Consider the following 14866-nt stretch of genomic DNA (forward strand, 5'->3'; position numbering starts at 1 on the left):
TCGATTCCCTGGCCGAGCGCGGACAGCTTGAGTGAGATCTCCAGCGCTGTCGCATCGGCTCTTCGCGTCGAAAAGCGTTGTATCAGTGACAGATACGCGTCCACGGTTGCTTTCGCCTGGACTCGGTCGGTGGTGTCCTCACCGAGGTAGTCCACCGAGACGAACCGGCCCGACGCCAGCAGGGTATCGACCGCGCCGACGGCCGCGGGCTCGGATTCACCAGCGACGAATCGGTCGACGAGTGATCGGGTGGCGCGCAGCCGCGTCACCGTCGCCTGCAGTTTCGGTGAACGCGCCGCCGCCAGCAGCGCCGGCCGCAGCGGATTGCTCAGCAGAGTGGTCATCGCGTTCCCTCGCCTTCCTGGTGTGGATAGCCGTGGGTGGTGGGCGGAACGAACGTTTCCTTCACGGTGCGGGCCGAGGTCCACCGCAGCAGGTTCTGCGGTGAGCCGGCCTTGTCGTTGGTGCCCGATGCACGGGCTCCGCCGAACGGTTGCTGTCCCACCACTGCGCCGGTCGGTTTGTCGTTGACGTAGAAGTTGCCTGCGGCGAATCGCAGTGCCGCATGGGCGTGTTCGACGGCGGTGCGATCGGTGGCGATGACCGCTCCGGTCAATGCGTACTTCGAGCCACTGTCCACGGCGCGCAGGGTCTCGGCGTAGGCGTCGGGCTTGCTGTCGTCGTAGACGTGCACGGCGAGGATGGGGCCGAAGTACTCGGTGGTGAAGGCCTCGTCGGTGGGATCGTCGCCGAGAAGCACCGTGGGCGAGACGAAGTAGCCCTCCGAGTCGTCACAGGTTCCGCCTGCAGCAATGGTCAGGCCGGGGACGGACTTCGCTCGGTCGAGGGCAGCTGCGTTGCGGTCGAACGCCTTTCGGTCGATGACGGCACCGCCGTAGTTGGAGAGGTCGGTCACGTCACCGTACTTCAGCGCCGAGACCTGCTCGACGAACGAATCGCCCATCGACGCCCACAGCGATTTCGGTACGAAGGCCCGGGATGCTGCGGAGCACTTCTGCCCCTGGAAGTCGAACGCACCGCGAATCATGGCCGTGGTCAACACATCCGGATCGGCCGAGCTGTGCGCGACGATGAAGTCCTTGCCGCCGGTCTCGCCGACGAGCCGTGGATACGAGTGGTAGTTCGAGATGTTGTTGCCCACCTGACGCCACAGCGTCTGGAACGTCGCGGTGGATCCGGTGAAGTGGATGCCGGCCAGCCGCGGATCGGCAAGGGCGACTTCGGACACCATCGGACCGTCGCCGAGAACGAGGTTGATCACCCCTGGTGGCAACCCTGCGGCTTCGAGCAACTGCAGCGTCAGATATGCGGCCACGGCCTGGGTGGGCGAGGGCTTCCACAGCACGGTGTTGCCCATCAGCGCGGGCGCGGTGGGCAGGTTGCCTGCGATGGCGGTGAAGTTGAACGGAGTGATGGCGTAGACGAAGCCCTCGAGCGGACGGTATTCGACGCGATTCCACACTCCCGGTGCCGATATCGGCTGCTCGGCGAGAATCTGCCGGGCGAACGTGACGTTGAACCGCCAGAAGTCGATGAGCTCGCAGGGTGCGTCGATCTCCGCCTGGTAGGCCGACTTGGACTGACCGAGCATCGTTGCAGCAGCGATTCTTTCGCGCCACGGGCCGGACAGCAGATCGGCGGCCCGCAGGAACACCGCGGCGCGCTCGTCGAAGGGAAGATCGCGCCACATCGGCGCGGCTGCCGTGGCGGCGTCGATGGCGTCGCGCACATCCTGGTGGCCGGCACCGGCGAAACTGCCGATGATCGACGAGTGCTTGTGCGGTTCGACGACGTTCTCGCGTGGGCCGTCGGCCTGTCGGTGAACTCCGCCGATGACCTGATGGATCTCGACGGGGGCGGAACGCAGTTCGGTCAGGCGGCTGCGCAAGCGGGTGCGTTCCGGGCTACCCGGGGCGTAGGTGTTGACCGGCTCGTTGGTGGGGGTGGGGACGGATGTGACGGCGTCCATGGCTGCTCCTCGGCTTCGGTGTGTGCTGCTCATTGAAGTCCGATCCGCACCGCGTTCAATCAGCTCATCGGCCAAAGAATTCATGTTCTACTTGTCCGCATGGCCAATACGGTGTCGCTGCGTTCGATGCTGACCTCGCTGCACAGCGCCGTCGTCGAACTCGTCCTCGCGCCCGCCGGAACGGACATGGCCGTCGAGTCCCTCGCGCTGCTCGATGCCGACGACCTGCGGCTACCTCCGGGAGCATCCTCCGATCTGACGCTGCTGGTGGGCGTGACCGAGGCCGATGTGATCCGGTGGTTCGACGATCTCGCGTTGCGTCCGGTCGCAGACCGACCACTCGCGGTGCTGACCAAAGTCGCCGCCTCGACCGCGCTGTCCCACGGTGCCAGGGAGACCGGTATCGCATTGGTCGCAGTGCACCAGCAGACACGGTGGGAGCTGTTGCTGTCGATGATGCGCGGAGTTCTCGATCAGGCCCGGGCCCAGAGCCCCGACGACGGACTGTTCGGAGCCGACACCGACCTCTACGAACTCGCGCAGACGGTGGCGTCGCTGACGAAGGGCATGGTGAGCATCGAGGACGAGCGCTCACACGTGTTGGCCTACTCGGCATCCGACGACGCGGCCGACGAACTGCGAACCCTGTCGATTCTCGGACGCGAAGGACCGGCCGACTATCTGCGCAGGCTGCACGAGCGTGGCGTGTTCGATCGACTCCGCCGTACCGACGACGTGATCGACGTGCCGGCCGATACCGAACTGGAGATTCGTCGACGCCTCGCAGTCGGGATTCGTCGCATGACCGGCAGCCCGACGACTCTCGGGACGATCTGGGTGCAGCAGGGTTCCCTCCCGCTCGCCTCGGACGCCGACGCGGTACTGCGCGGTGCCTCCGCTGTCGCGGCCCGACTGATCACCCGCATCGCTAACGCCCCGACCAACGAGGCCCTGCAGATTCAGCGCCTGCTCGGGGCAAGGGGCGGCGGTGTCGATATCCCGTCGCTGGCGTCTGCGCTGTCGATACCCACCTCGGGTTCCGCGGCGGTCGTCGGATTCGCGGCCTGCGGAGACTTCGAGATCAGCGCCCTGGCACCGTCTGTTCGACTGCACGCCAGCGCTTTTCGACGAGACTCGTTGGTCACCACCATCGGTGAGAGAATCTACGCGCTGTTTCCCGGGGTGGCGTCGGGCACGGGGATTGCGGGGTGGACCGCCGACGCCGTCGGACGGATCGAGACGCGTACCTCGATGGCGTTGCGCGCTGCGGTCGCAGCCCCGATCGCCGATCTCGAAGGCGTGGCCGTGGCCAGGTTCGAGGTCGACCGAGTTCTCGACGGCACCACCGGCGAGGTGCGGGTCACGACGCTGGAGGAGTCGAGAACCTCGGTGTTGCTGGGCGAAATCCTGGAACTGATCACCAATCACGAACAGCTACGAGACCCGCGCATCGCCGCCCTCGACGGATACGACGCCACCAACGACTCCAGAATGCGCGAGAGTCTCGAGACGTACCTGGCGTGCTTCGGCGACGTTCGGGCTGCCGCCGAGCGATTGCACATTCACCCGAACACCCTGCGCTACCGCATTCGCCGCGTCGAGCAGATCCTGGACCTCGATCTCACCGATTCCGACGCACGACTACTCGTCGAGATCCAACTGCGTCTGTGAGCGGCTTCGCCGCACGTGAGCAGGAGTGGAGCCCGCGGAACGACCCAAGTGAGCGAAAACTCGTAGCAGGCTACGAGTTTTCATGCACGTGGGGTGCCGGTGCTGGATCGGATCACCAGGGTCGGTTCGATGCTCGAACGCCTGGTGCTTCGGTTTCCGGTGTCGATCTGATCGAGCAGAATTTCGACGCTTCGTACACCGACGTCGGTGAATTCCTGGCGAATGGTGGTCAGGGGCGGTGAGAAGAATTCGGCGTCGGGGACATCGTCGAAGCCGACGACGCTGACGTCCTGCGGTACTCGCTTTCCGTGGACGTTCAGCGCGCGGAGCACCCCGAGTGCCATGGAGTCGTTGCCTGCGAACACTGCGGTGACGTCGGCGTCGACGGCCAGTTCGCTGCCGGCCCGGAACCCTGATTTCGCAGTCCAATCGCCGCTGAGGGTGGGCGGCGGTTCGATGCCTGCTTCCTCGTGGGCCATCCGCCATCCGGTGACGCGGTCGCCGGCCTCGTACCAGCCCAGCGGTCCGGCAACGTGCCACACGGCGCTGTGTCCGAGCGAGAGCAGGTGACTGGTTGCGGCCCTGGCTCCGGCGATCTGGTCCACCGAGACGACGGCCAGATCACCGGCAGGCGAACCCTCCACGGCGACGAGTGGGAGTTCCCCGGCCAGATCGGCGATATCTCCACCGTCGGTGCGCAGAGGCGCGATGACGACGACGCCGTCGACACCCTGCTTCTGCAACCGGCGCACACAGGTGATGATGGCTGCCTCGTCGAACGAGGTGGGGACGCCGACCACCACGGAGTAGCCGGCGTGACGTGCTGCGTACTCGACGCTGTACAGCGTCGACACCGGACCGTAGAGAGCGTTTCCGGTCCCCACGATTCCGATGGTCTTGCTGCGGCCGGTGACCAGAGCGCGAGCAGCAGTGTTCGGTCGATAGCCGAGTTCCGAGATCGCCTGATGCACTTTGGTTCTCGTCGCTTCGGTCACGTTGGGATGACCGTTGATGACGCGGGAGACGGTCTGATGGGACACGCCGGCGAGACGGGCGACATCGGTCATGGCGGGTCCGCGAGTGGGTGTCATCTTCCGAGCCTCCCTTCGTGATCGAAGACAATCACAGCATGCCCGGGCCGGTGGTGCCCGCGACTGTGTGGATTACGTGGGTGTTGTCACCGCGGAACCGGTCGTGGTGGGCGCAGGCTTGCCTGGCTCGGCACCGGAGAACATCTCGGCCGGCACAGGCACTCCCAGATAGCTGCTCGGAGGCGCAGCTTTGTCGCCCTTGTTGCCCTTACCGCTCGCTGCTCGGCGCTTGGTCCAGATGTCGAATGCCACTGCGGCGAGGAGTACCAGGCCCTTGACCAGCTGAACGCGTTCGCTGGGCGAACCGATGAGCGACATTCCGCTGTTGATCACGGCGATGATGAGTCCGCCGGTGAGCGCACCGACGATGCGGCCGACACCGCCCTGCACCGCTGCGCCACCGATGAAGGCCGCCGCGATCGCGTCGAGCTCGAAGCCGTTGCCTGCAGTGGGACCGGCCTGGTTGAGGCGGCCGGCGAAGATGATTCCGGCGAGGGCGGATAGGACTCCCATGTTGACGAAGATCCAGAAGGTCACCGGCTTGACCTTGATACCGGACAGCGATGCAGCGTGGATGTTTCCGCCGATGGCGTACACGTGCCGACCGAATACCGTCCTGCCTGCCAGCGTGGAATAACCCATCACCAGTACGGCGAGAAGGATCAGCACGTACGGCAGGTTCTTGAAGCGCGCCAGCTGGACGGCGACGGCGAGAACCAGACCGCCGGCCAGAACCATCTTGAGCAGGAACAGGGGCATCGCGTCGACGGCCTGCCCGTACTTCTGCCGACCAGTCCGAGAACGCCACTGCGTGAACACGATTCCGGCAACAGCGAGGATCGCGACGAGCAGGGTGAAGATGTCCGCACCCCCGAGCGGCCCGAGTCCCACGTTGCCCAGGAAGCCGGGGAGGAAGCCGTTGGAGAGAGTACGTACGGGTCCGGGGAACGGTCCGATGCCCTGGTTACCGAGAACGATGAGGGTGACCGCGCGGAAGATGAGCATGCCGGCCAGGGTCACGATGAATGCCGGAATGCCGAAGTACGCAACCCAATAGCCCTGCCAGGCTCCGATCAGACCGCCGATGATCAGCGTGATGAGCACCGCAAGAGGCCACGGCACGTTCTGCTGAACCATCAGCACACCCGAGATCGCTCCGGTCGCCGCGACAACCGATCCGACGGACAGGTCGATGTGGCCCGCGATGATGATCACGACCATGCCGATGGCCAGGATGAGGATGTACGAGTTCTGGACCACCATGTTGCTGATGTTCTGCGGGACCAGCAGTTGGCCGCCGGTGAGAACGGTGAACAGCAGGATGATCAACGCGAACGCGATGAAGATCCCGCTCTGGCGGAGGTTTCGCGTGAGCAGCCCCCGTACGGTCGACAGCTGGTTCATCGAAGTACTCCTGTTCCACGGGTCATGAGGTGCATGAGGGATTCCTGTGTCGCGTCCTCGCGAGTCACCTCACCGGTGATCCGGCCTGCGGACAGCGCGTAGATCCGGTCGCACAGTCCGAGCAGTTCCGGTAGCTCGGAGGAGATCACCAGAATTGCCTTGCCTGCGTCGGCGAGATCGTTGATGATCGAATAGATTTCGAACTTCGCGCCGACGTCGATTCCTCGCGTCGGTTCGTCGAGGATGAGCACGTCGGGATCGCTGAAGATCCACTTGCTCAGCACGACTTTCTGCTGATTGCCGCCGGAGAGCTTGCCGACGACGGCAGAGACGTTCGGTGCCTTGATGTTCATGCTCTGCCGGAAGCCCTCGGCCACCTTGTATTCCTGGTTGTCGTCGACGAAGCCACCGGTCACCAGTTTGTCGAGTGCCGCAGTGGAGATGTTGCGTTTGATGTCGTCGATCAGGTTGAGGCCGTAGCGCTTTCGGTCCTCGGTGGCGTACGCGATTCCGTGATGGATGGCGTCGCTGACGGATTTGACGTGTATTTCCTTGCCGTACTTGTACAGTCGCCCCGAGATGTCGATGCCGTAACTGCGTCCGAAGACACTCATGGCCAATTCGGTGCGTCCGGCACCCATCAGCCCGGCCAGGCCGACGATCTCACCCCGGCGCAGCGTCAGATTCGCTCCGTCGACGACGGTTCGGCCGTGCTGGGTCGGGCTGTGCACGGTCCAGTCCTCGATACGCAGAACTTCCTCTCCCACAGTGGATTCGTGTGGTGGGAACCGGTGCTCGAGATCGCGGCCGACCATCAGCGAGATGATGCGATCCTCGGTGACCTCGGGGCTGCGCATGTCCAACGTCTCGATGGTTCGGCCGTCACGAATGATCGTGGTGCGGTCGGCGACGGCCGCGATCTCGTTGAGCTTGTGCGAGATGATCACGCACGTGATTCCCTCGTCTCGCAGACCGCGAAGCAGGTCGAGCAGGTGAGCCGAGTCCGAATCGTTCAGTGCTGCAGTCGGTTCGTCGAGAATCAGCAGCGTGACGTCCTTGGACAACGCCTTGGCGATCTCGACGAGTTGCTGCTTGCCGACCCCGAGATCGTTGACCACGGTGACCGGGTTCTCCCGCAGCCCTACCCGATTCAGTAGGGCTGCGGCCTCGGAATTGGTTCGGTTCCAGTCGATGAACCCGCGCCTGGACCGCTCGTTGCCGAGAAAGATGTTCTCGGCGATGGACAGGTACGGACTCAGCGCGAGTTCCTGATGGATGATGACGATGCCCTCGGCCTCGCTGCTCCGGATGTCGGAGAACTCGCAGGCGCGACCGTCGAACACGATCTCGCCGTCGAATGTGTCGTGTGGATACACACCCGACAGCACCTTCATGAGCGTCGACTTTCCGGCGCCGTTCTCACCGCAGATCGCGTGGATCTCGCCGCGATTGACCGAGAGAGTGACATCCTGCAGCGCCTTCACGCCGGGAAACGTCTTGGTGATGCCGCGCATCTCCAAGATCGGGCTCGTCATCTCCGAACTCACTTCAACTGATCCTCGGTGTAGTAGCCGCCTTCGACCAGCAGCTGCTCGTAGTTGCCCTTGTTGACGATCTCGGGCTGCAGCAGGTACGCCGGAACGACCTTCTCGCCGTTGTCGTAGTCCGTCGTGTTGTTCGTCTCGGGCGTCTGACCGTCGAGCATGGATTGAGCCATCGCGATCGTGACCTCGGCCAGTTGCCGGGTGTCCTTGTAGATCGTGGAGTACTGCTCGTCGGCGATGATCGACTTCACTGACGGCACCTCGGCATCCTGACCGGTGACGATCGGGTAGGGCTGCCCTGCTGTGCCGTAGCCGTTGCTCTTGAGCGCGGAGAGGATTCCGATCGACAGTCCGTCGTACGGCGAGAGCACGCCTTGAACCTTCTGGCCCGAGGAGTACGTCTTGGTGAGCAGATCCTCCATGCGCTTCTGCGCGGTCGCCGGATCCCAGCGCAGTGTTGCGGCCGTCTCGAAGTCGGATTCGCCGCTGCCGATCTTCAGTGTTCCGTCGTCCAAGTACGGCTGCAGAGTCTCCATCGCGCCGTCGAAGAAGAACGTGGCGTTGTTGTCGTCGGGAGAACCGGCGAAGACCTCGATGTTCAACGGACCCGCTGGGGCGTCGGCCTTGTCGGTGCCGTCCTCGTTCTTCAATCCGAGGCCGACGAGCAGAGACGTGGCCTGGTCGACGCCGACCTTGTAGTTGTCGAACGTCGCGTAGTAGTCGACGTTGGGGGAGTTGCGGATGAGGCGGTCGTACGCGATGACGCCGATGCCGTTGTCCTTGGCTTCCTGCAACTGGGTGGTGATCGCGGTGCCGTCCACCGAAGCCACGATGAGAAGCTTTGCGCCCTGGGTGATCTGGTTCTCGATCTGATTCACCTGGGTGGGAATATCGTTCTCCGCGTACTGCAGATCGACCTTGTAGCCCTGTCCTTCGAGCGCGCTCTTGAGATTGTCGCCGTCGGCGATCCATCGAGCCGAGGACTTGGTCGGCATCGTCACGCCGATCAGCGCGCCCGCCGTGCTTCCGCCGTCGGCCGGCTGGACGTCCGCCGTCTTGGTGCTCGATCCGCATGCGGTGACCGTGATGGCCAGTGCCACCGCGGCCGCGGCCATGGGTAGATGTCGAAACTTCATCGTTTCTCCCTGCTCGGTGAAATCAGATCTCGAAGTTGGTGGAGAGTGGCCTCGTCTGTGCCGCACATCACATCAAGACGAAAGTGTGAGCGATAACATCGGCATTGTCAAAGTTTATTTTCCGTACCCCCGCTCACCAGTGTGAGCGCTAACAACGAGTCGACGCCGCAGCCCCGAGAGTCGAGAATCTTCGCCGGAGGGGCCGGGGCGTCAGTGCAACTCGTGAACCGACTGTTTCCCGCTCTTGAGCCAGCGACTCGGGAGTCGACCGACCAGCTCGCCCAGTGGGTGAACCGCAGCCGAGAGGATCTCCACGGAATCCTGCAGGATGTCGATCGAGATGCTCATCCGCTCGATGTTCGGGGCCACCGACGTCAGTGTCTCCGACAGCTTGACCAGCTGATCGAGCGGTCCGCCCTTGGCTGTCAGTCGCTCGATGGCACCGTCCTCGGCGAGCAGAGTTTCGAGGATGCCCTCCTCGGCGATGGCACGCTCGATCAGGCCGTCCTGACGCGTGAGCACCTCGAGCGGGCCGTCCTTGGCCGTCAGTCGTTCGAGCGGTCCGTTGGTGGCGGTGATGCGGTCGAGCAGACCGCCTTCGGCGAGCAGCCGTTCGAGCGGTCCGTCCTCGGCGAGCAGCCGGTCCAAGGGTCCGCCCGGAGCGAGAATTCGCTCGACCGGGCCGCCCGGGGAGAGCAACCGCTCGAGGGTGCCGTCCTCGGAGGTGAGGCGGTCGACGACGCCGCCCTGGGCGAGAAGGCGGTCCAAGGGTCCGCCTTCCTTGAGTGCGTTACCCAGGGCGCGGTCGTCGGAGGTGAGTTGGCCGAGCTGGGCGAGCAGTTGCATGGTGCCGCCGCGTGGATTGGCGAGCGAGGCGACACCTGCTGTGCCGGATGCACCGGTGGCCAAGGCCATCCTGGTGGTGGCCAACGCGACCTCCGCGACGCCGATCGCCTGCTCGGCGATGGCAATTCCGGCGCGCGCGGGCAGTGTGATCGCTGACACCCAATTCATCGTTTTACTGTAACTGCTCGTAGCTCGGAAAATCAGTGAAGAACCTTCAGTCCCACGACGCATCCGACGATGCCGACCAGAAGCGCCACCTTGAGCAGAGACGCAGCTTCTTCGCCGGTGATCATGGCGTACGCGACGGTGAGGGTGGCACCGATTCCCACCCAGACGGCGTAGGCGGTACCGGTGGGCAACGACCGCATCGCGACCGCGAGACCGATCATGCTGAGAACCACTGCGACTCCGAAGACGACGGACGGTCCGAGTTTGGTGAAGCCCTCGGACTTACCGAGCGCGGTCGCCCAGATCGCTTCGAGAACGCCGGAGACGACGAGAATGAGCCAAGCCACGAAAATCACTCCTTGCACCGTCTTGTCGCTGTTCGGGTACGGTGCGCTCGTCCGATTGTCGGAAGTGACTTGTACGATCGTACCAATTCGGGGCGGTAGTGGCCATGGGTTTCGGGCTGTCAGTACGCGTACGTGTTCGCGGGCGCGTCGATTCGCTCGACCGTCGAGACGGTCATCGTGGGTGTGAACGCAGTGTTCTCCGTCGCTGTGGCCGCGTCGACGGTCCCCGATATCCGCAGCCAGGTGCCGTCCGAAATGTCGTCGAGAGACGCGCTACCTGCGTCGAGGTGGATGCGAACGGACCTGGCGTCGGCCGCGCAGCAGATGATGAGAATGCGAGCGAGATCGATGCCGTCCGTCGTGCCGTCGGCGCGCGGCGAGCCTCCGTTCGCGGTGGCGACGGCGAATCCGGTGACGCGAATCTCCCGTCCGTCGAGGCTGCCTTCGGTGTCTCTGACCGCGCGTTGTACGACATCGAGCAACGGAACCTCGGGCGCGCGCTCGTCCGGGAGAGGTGGAAACGCTGTCCGCTGACGATCGGCAGCCGAGGTGACGGATCGATCGCCGACCGCGGAGACACCCAGCGCGGGCGGTGCGACGAACAGGATGACCGCGAGCGGGACCAACAGCAGCCAGTACGGACGCGAATCATGATCGTGCCCGTCGTCGGCCGGCCCACCGCGGCGGATGTCGGCCACGATCGACGCGGCCGCCAGGAGCACGATCAACACGCCGGCAGTCAGCAGATACGGATGCAGCGACGGTTTGACGTATCGCACAAAGCTGCCGTCCAACGAAATCTTGACCATGGCTCCGCCGAGGAGAAACAGCAGAAGGTTCTGCACCTCGCGCTTCATCGCGCTCCCAGAACGAGGTAGCCGCACACCGAGGCACACGCGATCGCGACGACGAACGTCAGCGGGGCGAAACGTGCGACGAACCCGCGTCCGAAACTGCCCGCCTGCATCGCCATCAGCTTGACGTCGACGGCAGGTCCGACCACCAGGAAGACCAACCGCGGAAGCAGCGGCAGCATCGACATGCTGGCGGCAACGAACGCATCGGCCTCCGAACACAGCGCCAGAATCACCGCGAGTACGGCCATCACCAGGATCGACAGCAGCAACTGCCCGGCGAGATGGGCGAACACCCAGTCCGGAATCACCAGATGCAGCAGGGCGGCGGCCGCGGCACCGAACACGAGAAATGCCCCGGCCTGAAGCAGGTCAGCACGCGCCGACTCGCGGAACGTCTCCCACTTCGAGCGGTCGTGATCGTGTCCGCGAGCGGCCAGCCGCGCGGTGATCCACTCCGCCTTGCCGAATCGAGTCCACAGCCAACCCATCACCAGTGCAGTGGCGAGCGAGCCGAGGAACCGCGCGAGAACCATGCCGGGTTCGCCGGGAAAAGCCACCGCGGTCGAGACCAGGACGACCGGGTTGATCGCCGGCGCCGACAGCAGGAACGCGAGGGCGGCCGATGCCGGAACACCCTGATCCATCAGCCGACGCGAGACTGGAACGGCACCGCACTCACAACCGGGCAGCGCCATTCCGGCCAGTCCCGTCACTCCGACGGCAGCCGTTTCGTTCTTCGGGACCACTCGTCGCAGCACCGACGGCGAGACGAACGCGGCGATACTTCCACTGACGAGTACTCCGAGCACCAGGAACGGCGTCGCCTGCACGAAGATCCCGGTGAACACCGTCGCGCCGGTCTTCAGCGCAGGGGACGAGTCGACCCATCGCGCGATATCGGCACCGAAGACGATGCCCAATACGAGCAGAGTTGCGAATACGTGCATGGATGACACGGGAGACCGAGTCATGATTCGGCCGTCGGTCTTCGCGTCGAGCATCGCTGCCATCATGCCCCCTGTGGCTGGGCTGTGTCGTCGGTGGCTCGCGGCAACCTCGTTGTCGGTGGCTCGCGGCAACTTCGTTGTGGGTGGCTCACAGCAACCTCACAGCGAGAGTCCAGCGAACGAGCAGCATCTCGCGCGAAGATGGACACCGTGAGCGAGACACCCGAGGCCAGAGTCCTGATCGTCGACGACGAACCGACCATCGTCGAACTGCTGTCGGTCAGCCTGAGGTACCAGGGATTCGAGGTGGCGACTGCGTCGTCCGGTCCCGAGGCTCTCGACAAGGCGCGCAACTTCAGGCCCGAGGCTCTCATTCTCGACGTGATGATGCCCGGCATGGACGGGTTCGGTCTGCTGCGTCGACTGCGGGCCGACGGAATCGATGCGCCTGCCCTGTTCCTGACCGCGCGTGACTCGGTGGAAGACAAGGTGACCGGGCTGACCCTCGGTGCGGACGACTACGTCACCAAGCCGTTCTCGCTCGAGGAAGTGGTGGCCCGACTCCGAGTGATCCTGCGCCGGTCCGGCAAGAGCGAGGACGCGCAGCCGTCGCGAGTTGCGTTCGCGGACATCGAACTCGACGACGACACCCACGAGGTGTGGAAGGCAGGTGAGCCGATCTCGCTCTCGCCCACCGAGTTCACGCTGCTGCGGTACTTCATGGTGAACGCGGGAACCGTGCTGAGCAAGCCGCGAATCCTCGATCACGTGTGGCACTACGACTTCGGTGGTGAAGTGGGAGTGGTGGAGTCGTATGTGTCGTATCTACGTCGCAAGGTCGATACCGGAGACACTCGCTTGATTCACACACTGCGAGGCGTCGGCTACGTCATGCGCCAGCCACGGTGACGGCCGTTCGAGGTCGGATTCGGAGCCTGCCGCTGCGTTTCACCTTGGTCGCGGCGTTGCTGCTCCTGGTCGGGTTGGGCCTGCTGGCGTCCGGGGTGGCGGTGACGTCCTCGCTCGAGTCGTCCCTGATGCGTCGCCTGGACAGTCAACTGGTCGAAGCGTCCCAGGGATGGGCGAAACCGGGTGGCGAACGCCCGCCCTTTCCGATCGACGAACCCAACCCGAACCGCCCGCCGACGAACTTCTTCGTTCGGTCCGTGGCCAACGACGGTACCGTCCGGGGCCCGATCAACGATGTGGCCGAGAGTGTTCCGGACCTGTCCGGTGCGCCGTCGGCAACTCCGAAGACCGTCGGTTCCGAGGGCGACCCGTCGAAGGAGTGGCGGGTGATCACGGTGACCAACAGCGAGGGGTCCACCACCGTGGGCATGTCGCTCAGCGCCAACCAACAGACCGTCAGCCGGCTCGTGGTGCTGCAGTTCTACATCGGCGCCGCCGTGTTGCTGGCCCTGGCCGTGATCGCCTACTTCGTGGTGCGACGCAGTCTGCGACCGTTGCGTGAAGTGGAGACGACGGCCGCGGCCATCGCTGCCGGAGATCTGCATCGACGGGTTCCCGAGTGGAGTGAGAAGACCGAGGTGGGCCGATTGTCGTTGGCCCTCAACGGGATGCTTTCGCAGATTCAGCGGGCATTCGCGGCAACTGCGGCCTCGGAGGAGGCGGCTCGTGCGTCCGAGGATCGGATGCGCCGCTTCGTCGCCGACGCCAGCCACGAACTGCGTACCCCGCTGACGACGATCCGCGGATTCGCCGAGTTGTATCGGCAGGGCGCGATGAGCGACATCTCGTTGCTGATGACGCGTATCGAGGGCGAATCGGCGCGGATGGGCCTGCTCGTCGAAGACCTGCTGATGCTCGCGCGACTCGACGCGCAACGCCCGCTCGACATGCGTCGCGTCGACCTACTGACCATCGCCGCCGATGCCGTGCACGACGCCAAGGCGGTCTCACCCGCGCGGGACATCTCGCTGAAAGTGTTGGCAGGGCCGGGAATACCCGAGGTCAGCGGCGACGACGCTCGGCTGCGCCAGGTACTGGCGAACCTCGTCGGAAACGCGGTGCGGCACACACCCGAATCGGCGTCGATCACCGTCTGCGTCGGGACCACCCAGTCCTCGGTACTGCTCGAAGTCCAGGACACCGGCCCCGGGCTGGGCGAGGAAGAGGCGGCGCACGTGTTCGAGCGCTTCTATCGAGCCGACTCCTCCCGGACGCGCGAGAGCGGCGGCAGCGGGCTCGGGCTCTCGATCGTCGCGGCCTTGGTGGCGGCGCACAACGGCACCGTTCGGGTGCAGAGTGCCCCCGGTCAGGGTGCGACCTTCCGGGTCGAATTACCCCGCGCCGACGGTTGATTCGCTCGCCGTCCTGGCTTTCTTGCGCTCGGCCAGTTTCGTGTACGCGGCTGCGGCGAGTGGCGCGGCCACGAGCATCGACACCAGTCGGATCACCTGAACACACGCGACGAAGGTGACATCAGACCCCGTGGTCGCAGACACGGCGAGCACGGCGGCCAGGCCGCCGGGTGTGGTCGCGAGGTACCCGGTGAGCATGCTGACCCCGGTGATCGCAGACAGCGCCCAGCCGAACAGCGCGCACACCAACCCGATCGAGAGCACCAGCAGCGCGGCCCACGGGAAGATACGACCGATGGCCCGCAGGCTCGACACGGTGAAGGCGAGCCCCGCTTGCCATCCGATGACGATGAACGCCACCGGCAGCAGCACCGTGGGCACCGAGATGTCGACGGGCCATCCGAGCAGTTCGCAGGCACCGGCGACGATCAGCGGTCCGAGTGTCGCCGGCGCGGGCAGTCGGATGAGCCGCGCCAGAACGATTCCGGCGATGACGGCGGCGATCAGAAAGGCCGTGCCGATGTACCAGGGCGTCGTCGCCGTA

The 14866-nt window shown here is 64.8% G+C and carries 13 protein-coding genes, 1 pseudogene and 1 riboswitch; of the genes and pseudogenes, 3 read left to right on the plus strand and 11 right to left on the minus strand.

What is annotated here, in order from left to right:
• Positions 1 to 344: pseudogene (locus tag A2J02_RS26310) on the minus strand (proline dehydrogenase); the annotation flags it as partial.
• On the minus strand, positions 341 to 1990 hold the full coding sequence (pruA, locus tag A2J02_RS26315) for an L-glutamate gamma-semialdehyde dehydrogenase (RefSeq protein WP_068055796.1): 1650 nt from the start codon (positions 1988 to 1990) through the stop codon (positions 341 to 343). The gene pruA and the pseudogene A2J02_RS26310, both read right to left, overlap by 4 nt.
• Positions 1991 to 2089: 99 nt before the next feature.
• Between pruA and A2J02_RS26320 the strand changes: the two genes are divergently transcribed.
• Positions 2090 to 3661 (plus strand): PucR family transcriptional regulator, encoded by a 1572-nt coding sequence (locus A2J02_RS26320; protein ID WP_068055799.1) that lies wholly within the window; start codon positions 2090 to 2092, stop codon positions 3659 to 3661.
• Positions 3662 to 3741: 80 nt separating this feature from the next.
• Here the strand turns inward: A2J02_RS26320 and A2J02_RS26325 are convergent, their stop codons facing one another.
• The 8 genes from A2J02_RS26325 to A2J02_RS26360 form a co-directional block, all read right to left on the minus strand.
• Entirely contained in the window at positions 3742 to 4752 is a 1011-nt protein-coding gene (locus tag A2J02_RS26325; protein WP_068055803.1) for a LacI family DNA-binding transcriptional regulator, read from the minus strand.
• Between the two features lie 72 nt (positions 4753 to 4824).
• Positions 4825 to 6156, minus strand: a complete 1332-nt coding sequence (gene mmsB / locus A2J02_RS26330) for a multiple monosaccharide ABC transporter permease (RefSeq protein ID WP_068055806.1) — start codon at positions 6154 to 6156, stop codon at positions 4825 to 4827.
• A complete protein-coding gene (gene mmsA / locus A2J02_RS26335) occupies positions 6153 to 7691 on the minus strand; it encodes a multiple monosaccharide ABC transporter ATP-binding protein (RefSeq protein WP_068055817.1) in 1539 nt (512 codons plus the stop codon). Before mmsA ends, mmsB begins: the two co-directional genes overlap by 4 nt.
• Before the next feature lie 8 nt (positions 7692 to 7699).
• Complete coding sequence (gene chvE / locus A2J02_RS26340; protein ID WP_068055809.1) at positions 7700 to 8836, minus strand: multiple monosaccharide ABC transporter substrate-binding protein; 1137 nt, start codon at positions 8834 to 8836, stop codon at positions 7700 to 7702.
• A 210-nt stretch (positions 8837 to 9046) separates the two neighbouring features.
• Positions 9047 to 9850: a hypothetical protein gene (locus A2J02_RS26345; RefSeq protein ID WP_037194493.1), complete on the minus strand. Its 804-nt coding sequence runs from the start codon at positions 9848 to 9850 to the stop codon at positions 9047 to 9049.
• A 32-nt stretch (positions 9851 to 9882) separates the two neighbouring features.
• Positions 9883 to 10197, minus strand: coding sequence for a DMT family transporter (locus tag A2J02_RS26350; RefSeq protein ID WP_068055819.1), 315 nt, complete (start codon positions 10195 to 10197; stop codon positions 9883 to 9885).
• Between the two features lie 11 nt (positions 10198 to 10208).
• Positions 10209 to 10271, minus strand: a riboswitch (guanidine-III (ykkC-III) riboswitch).
• 45 nt (positions 10272 to 10316) lie between these two features.
• Positions 10317 to 11054, minus strand: a complete 738-nt coding sequence (locus A2J02_RS26355) for a TIGR03943 family putative permease subunit (RefSeq protein WP_068055812.1) — start codon at positions 11052 to 11054, stop codon at positions 10317 to 10319.
• Positions 11051 to 12055: a permease gene (locus A2J02_RS26360; protein WP_068055823.1), complete on the minus strand. Its 1005-nt coding sequence runs from the start codon at positions 12053 to 12055 to the stop codon at positions 11051 to 11053. Before A2J02_RS26360 ends, A2J02_RS26355 begins: the two co-directional genes overlap by 4 nt.
• 147 nt (positions 12056 to 12202) lie before the next feature.
• Between A2J02_RS26360 and A2J02_RS26365 the strand changes: the two genes are divergently transcribed.
• Positions 12203 to 12910, plus strand: a complete 708-nt coding sequence (locus A2J02_RS26365) for a response regulator transcription factor (RefSeq protein WP_068055814.1) — start codon at positions 12203 to 12205, stop codon at positions 12908 to 12910.
• On the plus strand, positions 12907 to 14322 hold the full coding sequence (locus tag A2J02_RS26370; protein ID WP_082898815.1) for a sensor histidine kinase: 1416 nt from the start codon (positions 12907 to 12909) through the stop codon (positions 14320 to 14322). Before A2J02_RS26365 ends, A2J02_RS26370 begins: the two co-directional genes overlap by 4 nt.
• Here the strand turns inward: A2J02_RS26370 and A2J02_RS26375 are convergent.
• Positions 14302 to 14866 (minus strand): AbrB family transcriptional regulator (locus A2J02_RS26375; protein WP_197478149.1); only part of this gene is annotated, 565 nt, incomplete at its 5' end. The two genes, A2J02_RS26370 and A2J02_RS26375, sit on opposite strands and share 21 nt — an antisense overlap.

The organism is Rhodococcus sp. EPR-147 (assembly GCF_001647185.1).
In the GTDB taxonomy this organism is placed as follows: Bacteria; Actinomycetota; Actinomycetes; order Mycobacteriales; family Mycobacteriaceae; genus Rhodococcoides.